This window comes from Nigerium sp. (assembly GCF_039811905.1).
Classification (GTDB): domain Bacteria; phylum Actinomycetota; class Actinomycetes; order Propionibacteriales; family Propionibacteriaceae; genus Propioniciclava.
This window is the reverse complement of the sequence record NZ_JBDHZL010000002.1, coordinates 14,172-35,510: the sequence shown is the minus strand read 5'-3', so window position 1 is coordinate 35,510 and position 21,339 is coordinate 14,172. Positions and strand designations below refer to the sequence as shown.

21 protein-coding genes are annotated in these 21,339 nt (G+C 72.0%); 1 reads left to right on the top strand and 20 read right to left on the bottom strand.

Annotated elements, in window-relative coordinates; genetic code table 11:
* Positions 1 to 21 precede the first annotated feature (21 nt).
* From WMJ97_RS00915 to mraZ, 20 genes are all read right to left on the bottom strand, one after another.
* Positions 22 to 936 carry an RluA family pseudouridine synthase gene (locus WMJ97_RS00915; protein WP_347347073.1) on the bottom strand — a complete coding sequence of 305 codons (915 nt, stop codon included), beginning with the start codon at positions 934 to 936 and terminating at the stop codon, positions 22 to 24.
* Entirely contained in the window at positions 933 to 1,496 is a 564-nt protein-coding gene (locus WMJ97_RS00910) for a signal peptidase II (RefSeq protein ID WP_347347147.1), read from the bottom strand. The genes WMJ97_RS00915 and WMJ97_RS00910 overlap by 4 nt, the downstream gene beginning before the upstream one ends.
* Positions 1,493 to 1,912, bottom strand: a complete 420-nt coding sequence (locus WMJ97_RS00905; RefSeq protein WP_347347072.1) for a TraR/DksA C4-type zinc finger protein — start codon at positions 1,910 to 1,912, stop codon at positions 1,493 to 1,495. Before WMJ97_RS00905 ends, WMJ97_RS00910 begins: the two co-directional genes overlap by 4 nt.
* A 66-nt stretch (positions 1,913 to 1,978) precedes the next feature.
* The gene (locus WMJ97_RS00900) at positions 1,979 to 2,824 is read right to left on the bottom strand and encodes a DivIVA domain-containing protein (RefSeq protein ID WP_347347071.1); all 846 of its coding nucleotides are present in this window, start codon (positions 2,822 to 2,824) and stop codon (positions 1,979 to 1,981) included.
* A 78-nt stretch (positions 2,825 to 2,902) separates the two neighbouring features.
* Positions 2,903 to 3,193: a YggT family protein gene (locus WMJ97_RS00895; RefSeq protein WP_347347070.1), complete on the bottom strand. Its 291-nt coding sequence runs from the start codon at positions 3,191 to 3,193 to the stop codon at positions 2,903 to 2,905.
* A 30-nt stretch (positions 3,194 to 3,223) separates the two neighbouring features.
* On the bottom strand, positions 3,224 to 3,745 hold the full coding sequence (gene sepF / locus WMJ97_RS00890) for a cell division protein SepF (protein ID WP_347347069.1): 522 nt from the start codon (positions 3,743 to 3,745) through the stop codon (positions 3,224 to 3,226).
* Entirely contained in the window at positions 3,738 to 4,526 is a 789-nt protein-coding gene (locus tag WMJ97_RS00885) for a polyphenol oxidase family protein (RefSeq protein WP_347347068.1), read from the bottom strand. Before WMJ97_RS00885 ends, sepF begins: the two co-directional genes overlap by 8 nt.
* Entirely contained in the window at positions 4,523 to 5,800 is a 1,278-nt protein-coding gene (gene ftsZ, locus WMJ97_RS00880; RefSeq protein ID WP_347347067.1) for a cell division protein FtsZ, read from the bottom strand. Before ftsZ ends, WMJ97_RS00885 begins: the two co-directional genes overlap by 4 nt.
* A gap of 193 nt (positions 5,801 to 5,993) precedes the next feature.
* On the bottom strand, positions 5,994 to 6,713 hold the full coding sequence (locus WMJ97_RS00875) for an FtsQ-type POTRA domain-containing protein (protein ID WP_347347066.1): 720 nt from the start codon (positions 6,711 to 6,713) through the stop codon (positions 5,994 to 5,996).
* Positions 6,710 to 8,137, bottom strand: coding sequence for a UDP-N-acetylmuramate--L-alanine ligase (gene murC / locus WMJ97_RS00870; RefSeq protein ID WP_347347065.1), 1,428 nt, complete (start codon positions 8,135 to 8,137; stop codon positions 6,710 to 6,712). The genes WMJ97_RS00875 and murC overlap by 4 nt, the downstream gene beginning before the upstream one ends.
* A gap of 1 nt (position 8,138) precedes the next feature.
* Positions 8,139 to 9,242, bottom strand: a complete 1,104-nt coding sequence (murG, locus tag WMJ97_RS00865) for an undecaprenyldiphospho-muramoylpentapeptide beta-N-acetylglucosaminyltransferase (RefSeq protein WP_347347064.1) — start codon at positions 9,240 to 9,242, stop codon at positions 8,139 to 8,141.
* Positions 9,243 to 9,252: 10 nt separating this feature from the next.
* The gene (gene ftsW, locus WMJ97_RS00860) at positions 9,253 to 10,548 is read right to left on the bottom strand and encodes a putative lipid II flippase FtsW (protein ID WP_347347063.1); all 1,296 of its coding nucleotides are present in this window, start codon (positions 10,546 to 10,548) and stop codon (positions 9,253 to 9,255) included.
* A 9-nt stretch (positions 10,549 to 10,557) separates the two neighbouring features.
* Positions 10,558 to 12,036 carry a UDP-N-acetylmuramoyl-L-alanine--D-glutamate ligase gene (gene murD, locus WMJ97_RS00855; protein WP_347347062.1) on the bottom strand — a complete coding sequence of 493 codons (1,479 nt, stop codon included), beginning with the start codon at positions 12,034 to 12,036 and terminating at the stop codon, positions 10,558 to 10,560.
* Positions 12,018 to 13,085, bottom strand: a complete 1,068-nt coding sequence (mraY, locus tag WMJ97_RS00850) for a phospho-N-acetylmuramoyl-pentapeptide-transferase (RefSeq protein WP_347347061.1) — start codon at positions 13,083 to 13,085, stop codon at positions 12,018 to 12,020. Before mraY ends, murD begins: the two co-directional genes overlap by 19 nt.
* Positions 13,082 to 14,503, bottom strand: a complete 1,422-nt coding sequence (gene murF, locus WMJ97_RS00845) for a UDP-N-acetylmuramoyl-tripeptide--D-alanyl-D-alanine ligase (RefSeq protein ID WP_347347060.1) — start codon at positions 14,501 to 14,503, stop codon at positions 13,082 to 13,084. Before murF ends, mraY begins: the two co-directional genes overlap by 4 nt.
* Positions 14,504 to 14,505: 2 nt before the next feature.
* Positions 14,506 to 15,960 carry a UDP-N-acetylmuramoyl-L-alanyl-D-glutamate--2,6-diaminopimelate ligase gene (locus WMJ97_RS00840; protein ID WP_347347146.1) on the bottom strand — a complete coding sequence of 485 codons (1,455 nt, stop codon included), beginning with the start codon at positions 15,958 to 15,960 and terminating at the stop codon, positions 14,506 to 14,508.
* Between the two features lie 50 nt (positions 15,961 to 16,010).
* Complete coding sequence (locus WMJ97_RS00835; protein WP_347347059.1) at positions 16,011 to 17,921, bottom strand: penicillin-binding protein 2; 1,911 nt, start codon at positions 17,919 to 17,921, stop codon at positions 16,011 to 16,013.
* A gap of 10 nt (positions 17,922 to 17,931) precedes the next feature.
* Positions 17,932 to 18,603: a hypothetical protein gene (locus WMJ97_RS00830; RefSeq protein ID WP_347347058.1), complete on the bottom strand. Its 672-nt coding sequence runs from the start codon at positions 18,601 to 18,603 to the stop codon at positions 17,932 to 17,934.
* Positions 18,600 to 19,565, bottom strand: coding sequence for a 16S rRNA (cytosine(1402)-N(4))-methyltransferase RsmH (gene rsmH, locus WMJ97_RS00825; protein WP_347347057.1), 966 nt, complete (start codon positions 19,563 to 19,565; stop codon positions 18,600 to 18,602). Before rsmH ends, WMJ97_RS00830 begins: the two co-directional genes overlap by 4 nt.
* A gap of 196 nt (positions 19,566 to 19,761) precedes the next feature.
* Positions 19,762 to 20,199, bottom strand: a complete 438-nt coding sequence (gene mraZ, locus WMJ97_RS00820; RefSeq protein WP_347347056.1) for a division/cell wall cluster transcriptional repressor MraZ — start codon at positions 20,197 to 20,199, stop codon at positions 19,762 to 19,764.
* A 158-nt stretch (positions 20,200 to 20,357) separates the two neighbouring features.
* Between mraZ and WMJ97_RS00815 the strand changes: the two genes are divergently transcribed.
* Positions 20,358 to 21,326 carry an AAA family ATPase gene (locus tag WMJ97_RS00815; RefSeq protein ID WP_347347055.1) on the top strand — a complete coding sequence of 323 codons (969 nt, stop codon included), beginning with the start codon at positions 20,358 to 20,360 and terminating at the stop codon, positions 21,324 to 21,326.
* The last annotated feature ends 13 nt before the right edge of the window (positions 21,327 to 21,339 follow it).

Sequence of the window (21,339 nt, the reverse complement as noted above, 5' to 3'; positions counted from 1 at the left end):
CGGATCCGTTACATGACGCGGCTAGTCGGCTCTGACGACGGCCAACGCGTGCTCGAGATCGTCGGGATACGGCGAGGTGAACGTCACGCGGTCGCCCGATGACGGATGGATGAACGACAACTCGACGGCGTGCAGCCATTGCCGGATCAGGCCCAGCCGCTCGGCCAAGACCGGGTTCGGGCCGTACAGCGGATCTCCCACCACCGGGTGCTGGATCGCCAGCATGTGCACCCGGATCTGGTGGGTCCGGCCGGTCTCGAGGTGGACCTGCAGCAGCGTCGTCGACCGGAACGCCTCGAGCGTGTCGTAGTGCGTCACCGAGTGCCGGCCGCCGTCCACGATCGCCATCCGCCATTCCGAGCCGGGGTGGCGCCCGATCGGGGCGTCGATCGTGCCGGCGAACGGGTCGGGATGGCCCTGGACGAGCGTGTGATACACCTTGTCGACGCTGCGATCACGGAACGCGCGCTTGAGCGCGGTGTAGGCGGGCTCGCTCTTCGCGACGACCATGAGCCCCGACGTGCCCACGTCGAGGCGCTGCACGATGCCGCGCCGCTCCGGCGCCCCCGACGTCGAGATGCGGAACCCGGCCGCGGCGAGATGCCCCAGCACGTCCGGCCCGTCCCACCCCAGCGACGGGTGCGCCGCGACGCCCGCGGGCTTGTCGACGACGACGATGTCGGCGTCGTCGTGCACGATGCGCATGCCCGCCACCTCGCGCGGCACGACGTGCGCGACCTTCGGCTCGCCGATCTCCACCTCGAGCAGCTCGCCGCCCCGCACGCGCTCCGACTTGCCGACCACCCGCCCGTCCAGCCGGACGCCGCCCTCGGCGATCAGCTCGGCCACGCGGCTGCGGCTGACGCCGGTCATGCGGGACGCCGCCGCGTCCACCCGTTCCCCGGCCAGCCCGTCGGGCACCAGATGCACGCTCACGAGGACGCCCGCCCCCGCGCCTCCTGCTCGCCGGCGTCCATCCGACGGCCGTCGGCGGAGACCTGCCGGACCACGCTCAGCCAGATGATGAGTACGGCCGCCCCCGTGATGCACATGTCGGCGACGTTGAAGATCGCGAAAGACGGCAACTGGATGAAGTCGATCACGTGGCCGTGCAGCGGCGACGGGGGCCGGAACAGCCGGTCGGTCAGGTTGCCGAGGATGCCCGCGAGCAGCAGGCCCGTCGCGACGCCCCACGCCCGGACGCGCACGCGCGGCACGAGCCACGCCGACACGACGACGAACGCGGCGATGGCCACGAACGAGAGCACGACGGTGAAGTTCTCCCCCATGCTGAACGCCGCCCCGGGGTTCGAGATGAGCTGCAGGGTCACCAGCCCGCCGAGCAGCACCGGCGGGTTCGCCGGATCGAGGTGGGCGAGGGCGGCCGTCTTGGTCGCCAGGTCGGCGGCGTAGCCGGCCACCGCGACGACGAAGACGAGCACCCGCGCGGTGGTCGCGTGGGTGCTCGTCTCGTCGGTGTGCTCGGTCGTGGTTATCGCCGTTCCTCCCGCTGCTTGCAGTCCAGACACAGCGTCGCGCGCGGGAACACGATCAGCCGATCCTTGCCGATCGGCTTGCCACACACTTCGCAGTAGCCGTAGTGACCCGACTCGAAACGCCGGAGGGCCAACTGGGCCTGCTCCAGCATCTCACGGGCGTTCTGCACGAGCGACATCTCCTGATCGCGTTCGAAGTTGGTCGACCCCACGTCGGCCGGGTCGCGGCCCGCACCCTCGGTGCCTTCGTCGAAGAGGTTGGCGAGCCCGGCCTGGGCGGTCTCGATCGCCCGCTCCATGCGCGCGATGTCCGACTCCAGCTCGTCACGGACGTCGTCCAACTCCTCCTGCGTCCAGGGCTCTTCCCCGTCCGCGATCGGGAATGCGGCCTGCGCACCGGCATCCGATGTAGCCATCTGCGACAACCTCCTGCTGGGTGATGAGCGCAGAGACTAGCACCCGCGGGCGCGAAGAAAAGAACCTCAGGCGTTCTCTCGACGAAGGAGGGCGTCCAACCGCGGCGACTGCGACTCCGGCTGCTCCCCATCGAGGAGTTCCGGCTTGTCAGCGGGCTCAATTACGCCGTTGCGAAGGTTATCGATGTGCCCCTGCAACTGGGCCGCGAAGCGGTCGCGGAAGCTGGCCTCGAAGGCCCGCAGTGCGTCCACCCGCTGCTGCAGCGAGCTGCGCTCGTTCTCCAGGGTGCCGAACAGCTCGTCCCGCCGGCCGGCCACCTCGACGTCCAACTCGTCGGCGCGCCGCTGCGCGTCCGACGTCACCCGGTTCGCGTTCTCGTCGGCCTCCGACTCCAGCCGGGCCTTGTGGTCGTTCGCCTCGCCGACGATGCGGTCGGCGTCCGCCCGCGCCTCGCTCACCAGGCTGTCGGCCTGCTCGGTGGCGAGCTGCAGCAGCCGGGCGACGGCGGGCGAGGCGTCCGACGCCGCGCTGACCTCGATGCGGTCGACCCGCGGCTCCCCGGACGCCTGCCCGCGCGCCTGCTCGAGCTGGGCCTTCAGGTCCTCGATCTCGGAACGCTGCCGCTCGATCTCCGTGTCCTTGTCGGTCAGCTGCGCCTGCACGTCGTCGCTGTCGGACGCCGCCGGCGCGGCCTGCGCCTCGCCGGCCCCCTCCTCGCCGGAGTCGTGGTCGCGCACGGCCTCGTCGCCGACGGCGGCGAGCTGCTGCTTCAGCGCGTCGTTCTCCTCGGTCAACTGCACCAGCGTCTCCTCGACCTGGTCGACGAAGTTGTCGACGTCGGCGGGCTCGTAGCCGGTGCGGCGGGCCAGGTGGAACTTGCAGTTCCGCACCTGATCGATGGTCAGGGTCATCTGTTCACCTCATGTGAGTAAAAGGACGCGGCAACCGCCGCGCAGGTCCAACGGCCCCACTGTAGGGCTGAGTGCCGCTCACCAGAAAACGGCGTACACCACCCGCTGGGCCAGCAACAGCAGCACCCACAGCAGGATGAATCCGAGGTCGAGCGAGACGGTGCCCAGCCGCACCGGCTTCACCACCCGCCCCAGCGCACGCAGCGGCGGGTCGGTCACGGTGTACACCGCCTCGGCGAGCACAAGCACGACGCCCTTGGGCCGCCAGTCGGGCGCGAACAGCGGGACGATCGACAGCACCGCGCGGGCGACGAGGACGTACAGGTACAGGGAGATGAGTCCGGACAGAATCGTCCCGATGAGGGTCATGCCACGCTCCGTCGCTTCGGGCGCCCGCGGCTAGCTCTGGTTGAAGAAGCCGCCCGCGATGCGCTCTTTGTCTTCGGCCGCCACGCTCACGTCGTGAGGCGACAGCAGAAACACCTTGCTGGTGATGCGTTCGATCGTGCCACGCAGCCCAAAGATCAGCCCGGCGGCGAAGTCGACGAGACGCTTGGCGTCCACATCTTCCATCTCCGAGAGGTTCATGATCACCGGGACGCCGTCGCGGAAGTGCTCGCCGATCGTGCGCGCCTCGTTGTACGTGCGCGGGTGCACGGTGATGATGCGGCTGATGTCGGCGACGGTCGGCTTCGGGGTGGGCGCCGGGGCCGCGGGGGCGACGGGCGCCCCGGCCCGCCGGCTCTCGATCGCGGTGATGCTGGCGCTCGGCTCGTCGGCGGGGAGCGCGGGACGCTGCCGCTCGGACGCCGGCTGCGGCACCTTGTCGGTGCGCTCTTCGCGCAGCTCCGCCTCCTCCGAGTACGTCGTGTCCGACATCAGGCCAAGCCACACGGCGGCCTTCTTCAACCCGTCAGCCATCGGTGTCCTCCCGTTCGCGCTTCGCCAAAACACTACCGTGCCCGTCGGCGTCGCCCCAGGTGGCACGCCCGCCGCGCAGCCAGATCAGGCCCGCCTGCCGCCCGGACGCCGCCCCGTCGCGCCGGTACGAATGCAGCGCCGGATCGGTGAGCGTGCACGCGTCGTACGCGTGCACCTCGGCCCCCAGCGACGCCAACTGCGCCGCCACCCCCGCCTGCAGGTCGATGCCGGACGTGCCCCAGCGCGTGGTCGTCGGGGGCACCCCGGTGACGCGCGCGTAGGCGTCCGCCATCTCGCGGGGGACCTCGTAGCACGCCCCGCAGACGTGCGGCCCGACCCACGCGGTGAGCCTGGTCGCCCCCGCGGCGCCCATCTGGGCGGCCACGGCGTCCAGGACCCGCTTCCCCACGCCGGCGCGCCCGGCGTGGGCGGCCCCGACGACGCCGGCGTCCTCGTCGGCCAGCAGGATCGGCACGCAGTCGGCCACCCGGATCGCGAGCGCCACCCCGGGCACCGTCGTCACCAGCCCGTCCGCCTCGCGGCCGAGGTCGACCAGCCCCCCGGACGCCTCCGCCAGCTCCGCCTCGCCCACGCGCAACACCGCGCGGCCGTGCACCTGCCGGACCACCGCGACCGCGACGCCCAGCCCGGACGCCAGCCGCCCCAGCGCGTGCCGGCGCGCGGCCGCGTCCTGTTGGTCGCCGAGGTCGTGGGACGCCGACGTGAAGACGACCCCGACACCACCGGTGCCGAGGTCGTCGTCGAGAAACGATGCGCTCACTTCAGGAAATCGGGCACGTCCAGCTCGTCGTCGCCGCCGGAGGCGGGCCGGCTCGCCGGGCGCTGCGTCGGGTAGCCGCCCGGAGGCGTCCGGTACGTCGGCGCTGCCGGCCGGCGCGGCGGCGGCGCGCTGGGCGGCTGGGCCGGGCGCTGGTGCGCCGGCGGCTGCTGCGCCTGGCCGGGCTGCGGCCGGGCCTGGCCGGGCACCCGCTGCGACGGCTCGGACGCCGACGGCGCCGACGGCCCCTGCCCCGGCTGCTGCCGCGGCGGGTTCTGGCGGGCGGCATCGGGCTGCCGCGTGACGCCTGGCTGACGCTTCGGCGGCTGGCCGCCGTCGAAGCCGGCCGCGATCACGGTGACGCGCACCTCGTCGCCGAGGGCGTCGTCGATGACCGTGCCGAAGATGATGTTCGCCTCCTCGTGCGCCGCCTCCTCGATGAGGTTGGCGGCCGCGGAGACCTCGAACAGGCCGAGGTCGGAGCCGCCCGCGATCGACAGCAGCACGCCGTGCGCCCCGTCGATGGACGCCTCCAGCAGCGGGCTGGACACCGCCATCTCGGCCGCGGCCCGCGCCCGGTCTTCGCCCCGGGCCGAACCGATGCCCATGAGCGCCGACCCGGCGTTGCTCATGACGGCCTTCACGTCGGCGAAGTCGAGGTTGATCAGGCCCGGCGTGGTGATCAGGTCGGTGATGCCCGAGACGCCCTGCATGAGCACCTGGTCGGCCTGCTTGAAGGCGTCCAGGATCGCCACGTGGTGGTCGGTCATGTCGAGCAACTTGTCGTTCGGGATGACGATCAGCGTGTCGACCTCTTCGCGGAGGTTCACGATGCCGTTCTCCGCCTGCGTCGAGCGGCGCTTGCCCTCGAAGCTGAACGGCCGGGTGACGACGCCGATGGTCAGCGCGCCGAGCGAGCGGGCGATGCGGGCGACGACGGGCGCGCCGCCCGTGCCCGTGCCGCCGCCCTCGCCGGCGGTGACGAAGACCATGTCGGCGCCCTTCAGCACCTCTTCGATCTCGTCCGCATGATCTTCAGCCGCCTGACGACCCTTGTCGGGATCGGCACCGGCGCCGAGCCCGCGGGTCAGATCGCGGCCGATGTCGAGCTTGACGTCGGCGTCGCTCATGAGCAGCGCCTGCGCGTCGGTGTTCACCGCGATGAACTCGACGCCACGCAGACCGGCCTCGATCATCCGGTTCACGGCGTTCACCCCGCCACCGCCGACGCCGACGACCTTGATGATGGCCAGGTAGTTCTGGGATGCAGTGCCCACTGGGAGGAACCAACTCTCTAACGTTTTCCGTTGTCATGCCCACGCTCAAAGCTGCGGCGCGCCGGGGGAAGGCAACCGGGTCGGGGGCGTTGGGACAAGGCTACGGTTCCCCGCGAGCGCCTGCCAAACATCCCCAGCCCTCCGGGCGCGCCCCTCAACCTGAGGTTGAGACTCGCTCATTCTACCGGGCGGGCTACTGCCGGGTCGTCGGGTTCGCGGGCGCGGACACGTCGTAGACGGACGCCTTCGTGTTCACCAGGGCATCCGCCACCTGACCCTTCAGGGGCGAGGAGTCGGCGCTTCCCCAGACGATCTTCGAGCCCGACGTGAGCGCGATCTCGATCGAATCCGGCCCGGACGCGGTGATCTGCTTGGTCTGCCCGCGCAGCTTGGGCGACAGGGCCTGGGCGACCGTCGCGACATCCGCGCGGAGCTGGCCGTCGTTGCCGGAGAGCTGGCCCAGGACCGATCCGCCCGGGCGCTGGGCGGTCTCGTTGAACACCTGCCCCGACGGGTCGACCCACTGGAACTTCTTGTTCTGGTTCGTCACGAACGCCACGACCCGCTCGGACACCGCGATCGAGACCGTGTCGGGCAACTCGACGCGCACGTCGACGCTGCCGACCCCCGGGATGACCGAGACCCGCTGCGCGATCGCCGCGGTGTCCACCCTCGCCAGCGGCACGTTCAGGGGCACGGCGGCCGCCTGGCGGATCTGGCCCGCCGGCACGGTCTTGTTCCCCGACACGGCGACGGTGCGCACGGAGAACACCGGCGACTGCGCGAGCCCGACCAGCCCGACCGCCACCACCGCGAGGGCGACGACGACCAGCACGAGCCGGCGCAGCCAGACGCGGCGGCGTCCGCGGACCCGCTCGCGGGACCGGTGGGCGAGGTCGATCGGGGAGGTCACGCGCCGGTCGCCTCCTGGGCGTGGAGCAGCCCGAGGAGGGCTGGCCCGACGGTCGTCACGTCGCCGGCGCCGAGCGTCAGGACGAGGTCGCCGGGGCGCACCAGCGCGGCGAGGGCGGCCGGGGCGTCCGCCACCGCGCCGATGTAGGTGGCCTCGCGGCCGTGGGCGGCGACGGCGTCCGCGACCAACTGGCCCGTGACGTTCGGGAAGTCGGCCTGGCTCTCACGGGCCGGGTAGACCCCGAGGACGACCGGCACGTCGGCCAGGCACAGGGCCCGCCCGAACTCGTCGGCGAACTCCTCGGTGCGCGAGAACAGGTGCGGCTGGAAGCAGGCGACGAGGCGTCCCTCGCCGACGCGGGGGCGCGCGGCCGTGAGGGTCGCGGCGACCTCGGTCGGGTGATGGGCATAGTCGTCGAAGATCGCGACCCCGCCGGCCTCGCCGACCGGCTGGAAGCGGCGGTCCGTGCCGCGGAACTCGGTCAGCGCCGCGCGGAGAGCCGGCCCGTCGAGCCCCAGCTCGCGGCCCACCAGGTAGGCGGCCGCGGCGTTCAGCGCGTTGAACTGGCCCAGCACGCTGAGCTCGATGGGCCCGGAGTCGCCGTCGGCGTCCAGGTGCGCGGTGAATCCGGACGCCGTGGGCGCGTAGGCGGAGACGCGCACGTCGGCGTCCGCGGACTCGCCGTAGGTGACGACGCGCTTGCCGGCCGCCCGGAGACGCTCGGCCACCCAGCGGGCGCCCGGATCGTCGGTGCCCGCGATGACGACCCGGACGTGGTCGGCCGACCCCAGCGTCACGAAGCCCTCGTGGTAGGCCTCGGAGGTGCCCCAGTTGTCGAGGTGGTCGACCTCGACGTTCGTGATGACGACGATCTCGGCCGGGTACTGCAGGAACGACCCGTCGGACTCGTCGGCCTCGATGACGAAGGCGTCCCCCGACCCCAGGTGCGAGCTCTCGCCCGTGGACGCGAGCGGCGAGCCGATCACGTACGACGGGTCGGCCCCGACGCCGATCAGCATGGTCGACGTCAGGCCGCTCGTGGTCGTCTTGCCGTGCGTGCCGGTGATCGCGACGCCGCGGCGCCCGGCCATGAGGCCCGCGAGGGCCGCGGAGCGGTGCCACACGCGCAGCCCGCGCCGGCGCGCCTCGGCCAGCTCGACGTTGCTCTCCTTGATCGCCGACGAGACGACGACCGTCTCGGCGTCGCCGAGGTTCGCCGGGTCGTGCCCGACGACCGCCCGGATGCCGAGCCCCTGCAGGTGCCGCAGCGTCGGCGAGTCGGCCTGGTCGCTGCCGGACGTCGGGACGCCCAGCTCGTGGTAGGCCGCCGCGATGCCGCTCATGCCGGAGCCGCCGATCGCGATGAAGTGGACGCCGCCGACCCGGTCGGCGGGTTCGACGGGGACGGGGGTGATCAGGGGCACGTCAGGCCTCCTTCTGGGCGGCGACATCGAGGACGGCCTGGGCCAGGTCGCCCGCCGCGTCCGCCGGGACGAGCCCGCGGCACTTCTCGCTCATCTCGGTCAGGCGCCAGGGCTCGGTCACCAGCGGCAGCACCTCGTTGCGCATGCGCTCGCCGGTGAACTCGGCGTTCGGCACCAGCCGGGCCGCGCCCGCCCGGACGAGGAACGTCGCGTTCTTCGCCTGCTCCCCGTTGCCGTGCGGCAGCGGGACGAAGATCACCGGCAGGCCGACGACGGCCGTCTCCACGACGGTGCCGGCGCCCGACCGGCCGACCATGAGGTCGGCGGCGGCGTACGCCTGCTCCATGTGGTCGACGTAGGCGACCGGCTTGTAGACGGCCTTCGTGTCGTCGTTCGTCACCTCGACGCTGTCGTCGCCCATGTTCTTCGGCCCGAGCACGTGCAGGATGTCGACGCCCTCGGCGAGGATCGCGTCCCGCGCGGCGAGCGTCGCGTCGTTGATCGCGACCGCCCCCTGCGACCCGCCGCTGACCAGCAGCAGCGGCCGGTCGGACTCGATGCCCAGCGCCGAGCGCGCCTCGGCGCGCTCGGCGGCGCGATCGAGGTGGGCGATGCCCTTGCGCACGGGCAGGCCCAGGTACCGCGCGTGCGGCAGCGGCGTGTCGGGGAAGCTCACGGCCACGACCTTCGCGAACCGGGACGCCGCCTTGTTCGCCAGCCCGGGCACCGCGTTCTGCTCGTGGATCACCACCGGGACGCCCATCGTGCGGGCCGCCAGGTACACCGGCAGCGACACGTACCCGCCGAACCCGACGACGACGTCGGCGGCGTGCTGGCGCAGGATCGCCCGGGACTGCGCGACGGCCTTCGCCAGCCGGGCCGGGACGCCGAGCAGTTCGGTCGTGGGTTTCCGCGGCAGGGGCACCGGGGGGATCATCTCGAGCCGCAGCCCGGCCTCGGGGATGACGCGGGACTCGAGGCCCTTCGGCGTCCCCACGCAGGAGATCGTCACGCTCGGGTCGAGTTCGCGCAGCCGCTCGGCCGTGGCGATGAGGGGAGACGTATGGCCGGCGGTTCCACCACCGGCCATGATCACTGACACCATCGTTCCTCCGTCAGGTTCCACGCCGCCCGGGCAGGACGGCCGACAGCCGGCGTCGCGGCTGCTTGTGCCGGCGCTGACGGTCCAGCCAGCGCTTGGCCTCGGGCTCCTCGCGGGCACAGACCACCAGGATTCCGACGGCCAACAGGTTAGCGAGGAGTGCCGACCCGCCATAGGACACGAGCGGCAGCGGGACGCCGAGCACCGGCAGCAGCCGCAGCACGACCATCGTGTTGATCAGCGTCTGCAGCATGAGCCAGCAGGTGATGCCGCCCGCGACGATGCGCCCGTAGAAGGTCGCCGAGCGCAGCGCGATGCGGAACCCGGCGTAGCCGAGGATCAGGAACAGGGCCAGCACGGCGAGCGTGCCGATCAGGCCCAACTCCTCCCCGATGATCGCGAGGACGTAGTCGGTGTGCGCCTCGGACAGCGAGCCCCACTTCTGGCGGCTTGCGCCGATGCCGACGCCCCACCAGCCGCCGGTCGCCATCCCGTACAGCGCCTGGTTCGCCTGGTGGTTCGACCCGGTCGGGTCGCTGTTCGGGTCGAGGAAGGCCAGGATGCGCGTGAGGCGTCCGGCATTCGTCGCGACCAGGAAGGCGGCCCCCGCCGCGACCGTCACGGCGATCGAGCCGAGCACGCGCCAGGACGCCCCGACGCACCACAGCACGGCCACGACGATCGCGCCCATCACCAGCGCCGTGCCCAGGTCGTGCTGCAGCAGCACCAGCAGGATCAACAGCAGCGAGCCGGGCAGGAACGGCACGAGGAGGTGCTTCGGCTGGTCGAGCAGCTTCCGTTTGGCCGACATGATCGTGCCGCCCCACAGGATGATCGCGAGCTTCGCGAACTCCGACGGCTGCAGCCGGATCATCGCCGAGCCGGCGCCCAGGTTGATCCAGTTGCGGTTGCCCTTGACGCCGTAGCCGATGCCCGGGATGAACGTCACGGCCAGCAACAGCCCCGACACCGTGAAGATGAGCCAGCCCAGCGGTCGCAGCCGCTCGGTCGGCACGCGGGTGAGGAGGAAGCCGCCCACGAGACCGAGCGCCAAGAAGATGATCTGGCGCTTCAGGAAGTAGTAGGTGTCGCCGAACTGGAAGTGGGCGTACACGCTGGACGCCGACAGCACCATGGCGGACCCGAGCGCCAGCAGCAGGACGGCCGGCACGAGCACGAGCACCATGCTCGCCAGCGGGTGGTTGAGCCAGGTCTCCGCGGCGTCCCGCAGGCGCCGCGCCTGGCTGGGCTGCGCATCGGCGGCCGGGCGGGACGCCCCCCGCGACCGCGTGGACGTGATCGACGCCACGTGCCTCCCCTACCGCTCGTCGGACAACTGCGCGACCGCGGCGGCGAAGTCGGCGCCCCGGGCGTCGTACCCGGACCACATGTCCTTGCTCGCGCACCCGGGCGCCAGGAGGACCGTGTCGCCGGGCTTGGCCATGCCCGCCGCGGCTCGCACCGCGTCCTCCATCGCTTTAGTGTCGGCCCGGTCGATGACGATCACCGGGACATCGGGCGCGTGTTGGGCAAGTGCCTCGGCGACGACCGCCCGGTCGACCCCCAGGACGACCGCGCCGCGCAGCTTCTCGCCGTAGGTCTGCACGAGATGGTCGAAGCGCGTGCCCTTGGCCTGGCCGCCGGCCAACCACACGATCGAGTCGAAGGCGCGCATCGAGGACGCCGCCGCGTGCGGGTTGGTCGCCTTGCTGTCGTCGACGTACGTGACGCCCCCGACCTCGCCGACGGTCTGGATGCGGTGATCGCCGAGCTTCAGGTCGCGCAGGCCCTGCGCCACCGACTGCGGCCGGACGCCGATGCTGCGCGCCAACGCGGCCGCGACCAGGGCGTTCTCCACGTTGTGGGGCGCGAACGGGTGCACGTCGTGCACCTCGGCCAGCGGCATCGCCGAGTCGCGGCGCTGCTCGATGAACGCGCGGTCGACGATGAGGTCGTCGACGACGCCGACCATGGAGACGTCGGGGACGCCGAGCGTGAACCCGATCGCCCGGGCGCCCTCGGCGACCTCGGCCTCCTCGACCATGGTCCGGGTGGCCTCGTCGGCGACGTTGTAGACGCACGCATGCGTGACGCGCTCGAAGATCTTCGCCTTGTCGGCCGCGTAGGCGTCCATGGGGTCGGGCTCGTGGGCGTACCACTCGAGGTGGTCGGCGTGCAGGTTCGTGCACGCGGCCCCCCACAGGGCCACCGTGTGCACCCAGTGCAACTGGAAGCTCGACAGCTCCACGGCCAGGACGTCGTAGTCGACCTCGTCCAGGATCGCCTCCACGATCGGACGCCCCACGTTGCCGACCGCCGCCACGCGGCGTCCGTCGGCGGACAGGATCGACTCGAGCATGTTCACCGTCGTCGTCTTGCCGTTGGTGCCCGTGACGCCCAGCCACGGGATCACGCGGTCGGGGTGCATCATGCGCCACGCCAGTTCGACCTCGCCCCAGATCGGGACGCCGCGCTCCGCGGCCTGCGCGAGCAGGGGATACGTCGGACGCCAGCCGGGCGAGGTGACGACCAGATCGGCGTCCTCGGGCAGGGTCGCCGACGAGCCGGGCCCGATGCGGGTCTCGACGCCGAGCTTCTCCAGCAGGGTCGCCTTCTCGACGTTCTCGCCGGAGTCGGCGTCGTCGAGCACCGTCACGCGCGCGCCCAGGCTCCACAGGCCGTCGGCGGCGGCGAACCCCGACGTGCCGAGCCCCGCGACCACGACGTGGGCCTGCGCCCACGGCGAGAGCCTGTTGGCGCCGGCGATCCAGTCGAGGGTCATTGCCCCACCACCCATTCCGCGTAGAAGAGACTGAGCCCGAGGGCCACGAAGATGCCGCAGATGATCCAGAAGCGGATCACGATCGTCACCTCGGCCCACCCGAGCATCTCGAAGTGATGCTGCAGCGGCGCCATCTTGAACAGCCGCTTGCCGTGCGTCAGCTTGAAGAAGCCGACCTGCAGCACGACCGACATCGTGATGATGACGAACAGCCCGCCCAGCAGGACGACCAGCATCTCGGTGCGGGTCATGATCGCCAGGCCGGCGAGCGCGCCGCCGAGCGACAGGGAGCCTGTATCCCCCATGAAGATCTTGGCCGGCGACGCGTTCCACCACAGGAAGCCGAAGCACGCGGCGGCCAGGGTGCCCGAGATGAGCGCGAGATCGTAGGGGTCGCGCACCTCGTAGCACTGCGGGCCGCTGGTGGCCCACGCGCACGAGTTGTTGTACTGCCACAGGTTGATGAGCGCGTAGGCGGCGAAGACCATCGTGGACGCCCCGGTCGCGAGCCCGTCGAGGCCGTCGGTCAGGTTCACGCCGTTCGACATGGCCGCGATGACGAAGACCATCCACACGACCGCGAGCACGGCCGGCAGGGCGAGCCACTGGACGTCGCGCAGGAACGAGATGAAGTGCGTCGCCGGGGTGACGCCGCGGGCGTCCGGCAGCAGCAGCGACCCGGTCGCGAAGAGGATCGCGACCAGCGTCTGCCCGATCAGCTTCGCGCGCGAGTTCAGGCCCAGGCTGCGCGCCCGGCTGATCTTGATGTAGTCGTCGAGGAAGCCCACGAACCCGAGCCCCGTGAACAGGAACAGCAGCAGCAACCCGGACGCAGTCGGCGGCTCCCAGAAGACCAGGTGCGCGATCGCGTACGACAGCAGGACGGCCACGATGATGACCGTGCCACCCATCGTCGGCGTGCCCGCCTTCTTGAGGTGCTCCTTCGGCCCGTCGTCGCGCACGTACTGCCCGTAGCCCTTGCGGACCAGGACGCCGATGGCGACCCGCGTGCCCAGCAGCGTGCCGACGAGGCCCAGCCCGGAGGCCAGCAGGATGCTCCTCACCGTTCCCCTCCCTTGTCCGCGAGCAGGTCGTCCGCCACCGTATCGAGGGCCAGCCCCCGGGACGCCTTCACGAGCACGACGTCGGCCGGGGTCAGCGTGGCGCGCAGGCGCGCCACGGCGTCCTCTTTGGAGGAGACGTGTTCGCCGGACCCGCCCGCCTCGGTGAACCCGGCGAGGATGTCGTCGCCGAAGTCGCCGATCGTGAGCAGCTCGTCGACGCCGGCCTCGCGCGCCGTCGCCCCGATCTCGCGGTGGGCGCGCGGCGAGTCGTCGCCGAGCTCGAGCATGGTGCCGAGCAGGGCGACGAGGCGTCCGCCCGGACGCCGCATGCGCGCGAACGCATGGAGAGCCGCGGTCATGGACTCGGGGTTCGCGTTGTAGGAGTCGTTCAGGATCGCGAGCCCGTCGGCCCGCTCGTCGAGCTGCATCCTCCACGGCGACCGCGGGGTCGCGGCGCTCAGCGCGGCCGCGACCTCGTCGAGCGGGACGCCCGCGGCCAGCCCGACGGCCGCAGCGGCGAGCGCGTTGCTGACGTTGTGCTCGCCGAGCACGCGCAGGGCGACGGACGCCTCGCCCGTCACCGCGCCGGCGGCGTGGAGCGTGAACGAGTAGCGCTGGAGGTCGTCGGCCTCCACGCCCGACGACCAGACCGACAGGTCGGCCCCGGCGTCGGGGCCGTCGTGGGAGAAGGCGGCGATGCGCGCGGGCGTCCGGTCGCGCATGCGGGTGACGAGTGGGTCGTCGGCGTTCAGCACGGCCCAGCCGTCGGCGGGCAGCGCCTCGACGAGCTCCCCCTTGGCCTCGGCGATCGCCTCCTGCGAGCCGAACTCGCCGAGGTGCGCGTGGCCGACGTTGATGACCGCCCCGATGCGCGGCGGGGTGATCGAACACAGCCAGGCGATGTGCCCCTTGCCGCGGGCACCCATCTCGCTGACGAGGAACTTGGTCCCGGCGTCGACGCCGGCCGCGGTCAGCGGCGCGCCGATCTCGTTGTTGAACGAGCCCAGCGGCGCGACGGTCGGGCCGGCCACGGGGAGCACCTGCGCGATGAGGTCCTTCGTGCTGGTCTTGCCGGACGACCCCGTCACCCCGACGACGACCAGCCCGGCGGCCACGGCGTCCGCGACGACGCCCCGCGCGAGGGCGGAGAGGCCCCGCACGGTGTCCGCGACCACGACCTGCGCGAGCTCGTCGTCGACCGGATGCTCCACGAGGGCCACGCCGGCGCCGGCCGCGCGGGCGGCGCCCAGATAGTCGTGGCCGTCGACGCGCTCGCCCGGGATGGCCACGAAGACGGAGCCCGGGGTGGCCTTGCGGGAGTCGATCACGACGTCGGGACCCACCGGATCCTTGCGCGCCCCGCCGGCGACGTGGCCGCCGGTCCATTCGGCGACCTGCCTCACGGTGGTCGGGTCCACGGTCACTCCCCCTGTCCGCGGAGGTCGCGCACGACCTCCACATCGTCGAACGGGGTGATAACCCCCGAGATATCTTGCCCGCGCTCGTGCCCCTTGCCCAGAACGGCGACCCAATCGTGGCGTCCAGCCATGTCCAAGGCCGTCCGGATGGCCGAGCGCCGGTCCCCGCCGTCGACCACACGCACCCCGCCGGACGCCGCCTCCCGCGCGCCCGCGAGGACGGCCGCGCGGATGGACGCCGGATCCTCCGACCGCGGGTTGTCGTCGGTGACGACCACGACGTCCGCATGGCGGGCGGCGGCGGCGCCCATGGGGCCGCGCTTCGTCGCGTCCCGGTCGCCGCCGGCCCCGAGGACGGCGATGCGGCGTCCGGTGGTGGGCAGCGCGGTGAGCGCCGCCTCGACCGCCTGGGGGGTGTGGCCGAAGTCGACGATCACGTGGGGGTCGTCGGGGCCGAGCGGGACGCGCTGCATGCGTCCGGGGACCTGCGCCGCCAGCAGCCCGGTCGCGGCCCGGCCGACGTCGAGCCCGGCGGACCCGACCATCGCCAGGGCCGTCAGGGCGTTGCGGACGTTGAACTCCCCCAGCATCGTCAACCCGAAGCGCACCTCGCCGCCGGGGGTGGCGAGCGTCACCTCGGCGGAGCCATCGGGCGCGTGCCCGTACTCGGTCACCCGGTAGTCGGCGTCGGAGTCGACCGCCGTCGTGACCAGGCGCGCGTGACCGTCGGCGCGGACCATGTCGGCGAGCCGGCGTCCGTGCGGGTCGTCCACGTTCACGACCGCGACGCGCGCGCGGCCGCCCAGGAAGAGCTGCGCCTTGGCCTGGAAGTAGTTCTCGAGGGTCTTGTGGAAATCCAGATGATCCTGGCCGAGCATCGTGAACGCGGCGACGTCGAAGGAGATCGCGTCGACGCGGTGCAGGGCCAGCGCGTGAGAGGAGACCTCCATCGCGATCGTGTCGGCGCCCCGCTCGACCATGAGCGCCATCATCCCTTGCAGATCCGGGGATTCGGGCGTGGTGATCGTGGTGCGGGCCGCGTCCACCGGCTGGCCCTCGAGCCGGAACCCGATCGTGCCGATCGTCGCGACGCGCCGCCCGAGCGCGCCCAGGGCGGCCTCGAGCAGGAACACGGTGCTGGTCTTGCCGTTGGTGCCCGTGACGCCGAACACCTCGACGCGGGAGGTCGGGTCGCCGTAGACGCGCGCCGCGATGCCCGCCATGGCGACGCGCGGGTCGTCGGTCAGCACGACCGGCAGCGCCTCCGCCGCCAGGGCCGCGCCGGCGGCGTCCGTCAAAATCGCGAGCGCACCGCGCTCGGCGGCAGCCTGGGCGAAGCGCGCCCCGTGCGTGCGGGTGCCGGGCAGCCCGACGTACAGGTCGCCGGGCTGCACGAGCCGGGAGTCGAGGCAGACGCCCCGCAGGCGTCCGGACGCACCCGGCAGCAGTTCTTCCAGATCGAGCCCCGCCGGATGGGCGGGCCGGGCCGTCGCGTCGGCGGCGCCGGTCACGGCTTCTTCGGCCTCGCGCTCGCGGACGGCTTCGCGGACGCCGTGGAGCCGCTCGGCGCGGTCGCCGCCGGCGACGCGCTGGGCGCGTTCTTCTCCAGCGGCAGCTGGTTCGTGACGGTCGTGGCGCTCGGCTTGATGCCGTAGCGCGGGATCGCGAGGCTCATGATGTCTTTGTACACCGGACCGGCCACCCCGAGGCCAGCCCCCGAGCGATCGTCTTTCCCGATGACGATGTAGGTGAGGATCTGCGGATCCTCCATCGGGGCCACCCCGATGATGGACGTCACGAGGCCCTTGTACTTGCCGGTCTTGGGATCGATACCCCACGCGGTACCCGTCTTGGCGGCCGTCCGGTAGCCCGGAATGTAGAGCTGGTCCTTGTAGTGGATGACCATCTGCTCCATCATGTCGCGCATCTGTGCGGACGCCGAGTCGGAGATCACGCGGTGGGTCGCGCCGAGCGGCGCCTCGTCCACCTTGCCGTCGGGCCCGGTGGTCGACTGCACGATCGTCGGGGCGACGTAGACGCCCCCGTTCACCACCGAGTTCACGGCCGCGGCCATCTGGACGGCCGTCACCGACAGGCTCGTGCCGAACGCGACGCCGTCGCGGGTGTAGTCGCGCATCTTCTCGTTCGGGATCCGCCCCGCCGACTCGCCCGGCAGGCCGACGCCCGTGCGCTGGCCGAGGCCGAACGACTTCAGGTAGCCGGCGGTCGTCCCCTTGTCCATCCGGCGGGCCAGCGTGATCGTGCCGATGTTGGACGAGCGCACGAGGATGCCGCGGGTGGTCAGATCCATGTCGCCGTGCTTGAAGGCGTCCTTCACCTCGTTGTCGCCGACCTTGATCGTCGGGCCGATGTGGGTGATCTCGTCGGGGTTGGTCAGCCCGGCGTCCAGCAGCGAGCCGAGCGTCAGGACCTTCATCGTCGAGCCCGGCTCGTACACGTTGGTGACGGCGCGGTTGCCGAGGGCCTCAGGCGTCGCCTTGCCGGGGTCGTTGCTGTTGAACGACGGCGTGTTGGCCAGGGTCAGGAGGCGTCCGGTCTTCACGTCCATGACGATGCCGATCCCCCAGGACGCCTTGTTGTCCTTGACCGCCTGCGCGAGCCGCTGCTCGGTCTGCCACTGCAGGCCGGAGTCCAGCGACAGGGTGACGTTCTCGCCGTCGACCGCCGGCGTGACCACCTGCGTGCCGAGCGGGATCTTGCCCTTCGGCGAGGTCTGGTAGGTCTCCTTGCCCTGGGCGCCCGCCAGCTTGCTGTTCAACGCCAGCTCGAGACCGCCCGCGCCCTTGTTCTGGTTCATGAAGCCGACGACGTTCGACGCGACGGAGCCCATCGGGTAGTTGCGGCGCGGGTTCGGCTCGCGGAAGATGCCGATCCAGCCGCCGGCGTCCACGTCGGACGCCACGGCCGCGTAGGTCGACGAGGTGACCTGCCGGGCCAGCACGGCGTAGCGGGAGGTCGTGTTGCGCAGCTTCGCCTCGATCTGCCCCGCGTCCTCCCCCGTGCGGGCAGCCACGATCTTCGCCAGCTCCGCCGGCGCCCGCTGGGCGCGTTGGCGGTCGGCGTCGCGCATGGTCGACGGCTCCTTGCCGTTGGACGCGATCATCGCCGGGTCGGCGATGATGTTGACCGTGTCTTCGGTGAACGCCATCACCTGGCCGTTGCGGTCATAGATCGTGCCCCGCTCCGCCTCGATGGAGCGGGTGACCTGCATCTGCTGGGCCGCCTCCTGGGCGATGCCGTTCGGGTCGAGCACCTGCACCTGCACGGCCCGCGCCCCGCACACCGAGAACATCACGGCCAGCACGAGGACGAGCACCCGCAGGCGTCCGGCGGAGGCCGCCAGGGGCCAGCGCCGGCCGGCGCGGCCCCCTCTCTTCGCGGGACGGGTGGGGCTCATCGGAAGACTCCTAGCGGTTGGTGCTGCCCGCCTGAGCGGGCGTGGACTTCGTCGCGGCCGGCTTGGTCGTCTTCGCGCCGGACGCCGGCTTCGCCTTCGTGGACGCCGCCGAGCCGGCCTTCGCGGTGCCGGCCTTCGCGTTGGTCGTCGCCTGAGAGGACTTCGCGCCCGCCGGCGTGGCGCCGACGTTGAACCACGGCTGGACGGCCGAGTCGATCTGCTCCGTCGGCTGCGGGACCGCCGTCGTCGCGCCCGTCGGCTGGACGCGCAGGCTCGGGATCTCGTTGCCCGTGACGGCCTTCGGCTCGCCGACGATCCGGCCGGTGGCGAGGTCGACGTAGACCGCGTTCGGGTTGGGCACCATGCCCAACTCGGTCGCGCGGCCCGCGAGCTGCGCGGGGGCCTCGGCCTCGTTCACCTGCGCCTCCAGATCCGACAGTCGGTCACCCAGGGCGGCCGCCTGGGTCTGCGCCCGGCGGAGCTGGAACGCCTGGTCCTGCAGGTAGGTGTTGAACACCAGCAGGCCCGCCATCCCCACCGCGAGCAGCAGGATCATGAGACCCGCGAACGGGACCCGCGCGATCGCCCGCACCGACGGGGCGGGCAGCCCCCGCAGCCGGGGGCGTCCCTCGCCGGTGGATTTCGCGCTCGGGTGGGTCGCGGACAGTTCCCAGGCACTCATGAATCCTCGCTCAGTCTCTCAGCAGCGCGCAGCCGGGCAGAGGCGGCGCGCGGGTTGGCTTCGTGCTCTTCGTCGTCGGGACGCTCGGCCCCCCGCGTCAGCAGGCGGAACCGGGCGCGGTGCTCGGCGGGCACCACGGGAAGATCCCGCGGCGCGTGATCGGTGGACGCCTTCCGCAGGGCGTTCTTGACGAGCCGGTCCTCCAGCGAGTGGTAGGCCAGCACGGCGATGCGGCCGCCGGGCGCGAGGGCGTCCAGGGCCTGGGGCAGGAGGCCGGCGAGGGCGTCCAGCTCGCGGTTGACCTCGATGCGGAGGGCCTGGAAGGTGCGCTTGGCCGGGTGGCCGCCCGTCTTGCGGGCGGCGGCCGGGATCGCGCCGGCGACCGTCTCGACGAGCCGGGCCGACGTCTCGAACGGACGCCGCGCGCGCTCGGCGACGATCGCGCGGGCGATGCGGTCGGCGAAGCGCTCCTCGCCGTAGGTGCGCAGGACGCGCGCCAGGTCGGACGCCGCGTACGTGTTGACGACGTCGGCGGCGCTCGGCCCCTCGGACTGGGTCATCCGCATGTCGAGGGGCGCGTCGACCGCGTACGCGAAGCCGCGCTCGGCCGTGTCGATCTGCAGGGAGCTCAGGCCGAGGTCGGCGAGGATCGCCTGCACCCGCGGCGTCCGGGCCTCGGCAAGGACGTCGCCGAGCTCGTCGTAGACCGCCTGGTACAGCTCCACGCGGTCGGCGTGGGCGGCCAGGCGCTCGCGCGCGGCGTCGAGCGCGTCGGCGTCGCGGTCGATGCCGATGAGGCGGGCGTCCGGGCAGCGCTCGAGGATCGCCCGCGCGTGCCCGCCGAGGCCGAGGGTGCAGTCGACATAGACGGCCCCTTCGGACGCCAGCGCGGGGGCCAGCAACTCGACGGTGCGGCCAAGCATCACGGGCACGTGACGTGCACCCGCGTTCTGCTCGATCATCGCTGCCCCCTGGGGTGGTTGGGCCGGCCGTGGAGCCGGGTGGTGCGTGGTGGTGGAACGGGTGGAGGGAAGTGGAGTGGATCGCGGCGTGGATGAAAAGGGAGAGACGTGCGACGAGGTTTCAATCCCGGGGTTCTGCCTGGCACCGGGGAAGTGGAGCCAGCCAGTCCCGCGGATTGAAGCCACCTCGCACGTCTCACATGGGCGGCTCCCCGGGGGCGATCTCGCCGTCCAGTCGAGCGAATTCCTCTTCCTGGGCGGTCTGGTAGGCCTCCCAGGCTGCGAGATCCCAGATCTCGATGCGGTTGAACGCACCGATCACCGCGATCTCCTTGTCGAGCCCCGCGTACTGCCGCAGCATCGGCGGGACCGTGAGGCGTCCTTGCTTGTCAGGCACCTCCTCCGAGGCTCCGGAGGCGTACATGCGCTGAAAGTCGCGGATGCCGCGAAGGGTGGACGGACCGGACATGGCCCTCGCCGCCTCCTGCTGGAAGCCCTCGGGGGTGTAGATCGCGAGACAGTGCTCCTGCCCCTTGGCGATCACGAGACCCTCGGCGAGCTCGTCGCGGAACTTGGCGGGGAGGAAGAAGCGACCCTTCTCGTCGAGCCGCGGGGTATAGGTACCCAAGAACATCGTGGGATCACCCCTTCCCCAAGGCCCATCTTCCTCCACTTGGCTCCACCGTACCCCACTTTCCTCCACCTGCGACCCTTAGCGACGCCTGTTTCTTTCCCGGACGCCCCCACGGCGGGTGAGGCGGCGGCGGGTTGCCCGTTCAGTAAGGTGGCCGCGTGGAGACGAAGACGGGCGCCGACGTGGCAGCGGTCGCCGAACTGAGCGACCGGCTCCGAGGCGCCATCGCCACCGTGATCGAGGGCAAGACCGACGCGATCGACATGTCGCTGGTCGTGCTGCTGGCCGGCGGGCATCTGCTGATCGAAGACGTGCCGGGCGTCGGCAAGACGATGCTCGCGCGCACGCTCGCGCGGGCGGTCGACTGCACCGCGCGGCGCATCCAGTTCACCGCCGACCTGCTGCCGACCGACATCACGGGCGTCTCGGTGTTCAACCCCGACACCCGCGAGTTCCAGTTCAAGCCGGGCGGCGTGTTCGCGAACCTGGTGATCGGCGACGAGATCAACCGCGCCTCCCCAAAGACGCAGTCGGCGCTGCTGGAGGCGATGGCGGAGAGCCGGGTGTCGGTGGACGGGGTGACGCACGAGTTGCCGACGCCGTTCATGGTCGTCGCGACGCAGAACCCGATCGAGATGCAGGGCACCTATCCCCTGCCCGAGGCCCAGCGGGACCGGTTCATGATCTCGATGTCGATGGGCTACCCCGCGCGCGGCGCCGAGCTGGAGATGCTCGACCGGCACTCGGCGTCCGACCCGCTGAGCGAGCTGCGGCCGGTGACGGACGCCGCAGGCATCGTGCTGGCGAAAGAGGCCGTCCGCGAGGTGTTCCTCCACCCGAAGCTGAAGGAGTACGTGGTCACGCTGCTGGAGCGGACGCGCACGAGCGAGCTGCTGCGGCTGGGGGCGTCCCCGCGCGCCGGGCTGCACCTGACGCGGGCCGCGCGGGCGCGCGCGGCCATGCAGGGCCGCGGCTACGTGGTGCCCGAAGACGTGAGCTCGCTCGCCGTGGCCGCGCTCGCCCACCGCGTCCTGCTGAGCCCGCTGGCGATGCAGGCGAGCCACCGGACGCCGTCCGACGTGCTGGCCGAGCTGGTCGCCGAGGTGCCCACCCCGCGGCGGACGTGAGCGGGAGCGCGCG

Bases quoted from the DNA above. Each gene is read 5' to 3' on its own strand.
- WMJ97_RS00905 (WP_347347072.1), bottom strand. From the start codon at position 1,912: ATGGCTACATCGGATGCCGGTGCGCAGGCCGCATTCCCGATCGCGGAC.
- WMJ97_RS00900 (WP_347347071.1), bottom strand. From the start codon at position 2,824: ATGACCCTGACCATCGATCAGGTGCGGAACTGCAAGTTCCACCTGGCC.
- WMJ97_RS00895 (WP_347347070.1), bottom strand. From the start codon at position 3,193: ATGACCCTCATCGGGACGATTCTGTCCGGACTCATCTCCCTGTACCTG.
- sepF (WP_347347069.1), bottom strand. From the start codon at position 3,745: ATGGCTGACGGGTTGAAGAAGGCCGCCGTGTGGCTTGGCCTGATGTCG.
- murG (WP_347347064.1), bottom strand. From the start codon at position 9,242: ATGGTGTCAGTGATCATGGCCGGTGGTGGAACCGCCGGCCATACGTCT.
- murD (WP_347347062.1), bottom strand. From the start codon at position 12,036: ATGGGTGGTGGGGCAATGACCCTCGACTGGATCGCCGGCGCCAACAGG.
- WMJ97_RS00835 (WP_347347059.1), bottom strand. From the start codon at position 17,921: ATGAGCCCCACCCGTCCCGCGAAGAGAGGGGGCCGCGCCGGCCGGCGC.
- WMJ97_RS00830 (WP_347347058.1), bottom strand. From the start codon at position 18,603: ATGAGTGCCTGGGAACTGTCCGCGACCCACCCGAGCGCGAAATCCACC.
- rsmH (WP_347347057.1), bottom strand. From the start codon at position 19,565: ATGATCGAGCAGAACGCGGGTGCACGTCACGTGCCCGTGATGCTTGGC.
- mraZ (WP_347347056.1), bottom strand. From the start codon at position 20,199: ATGTTCTTGGGTACCTATACCCCGCGGCTCGACGAGAAGGGTCGCTTC.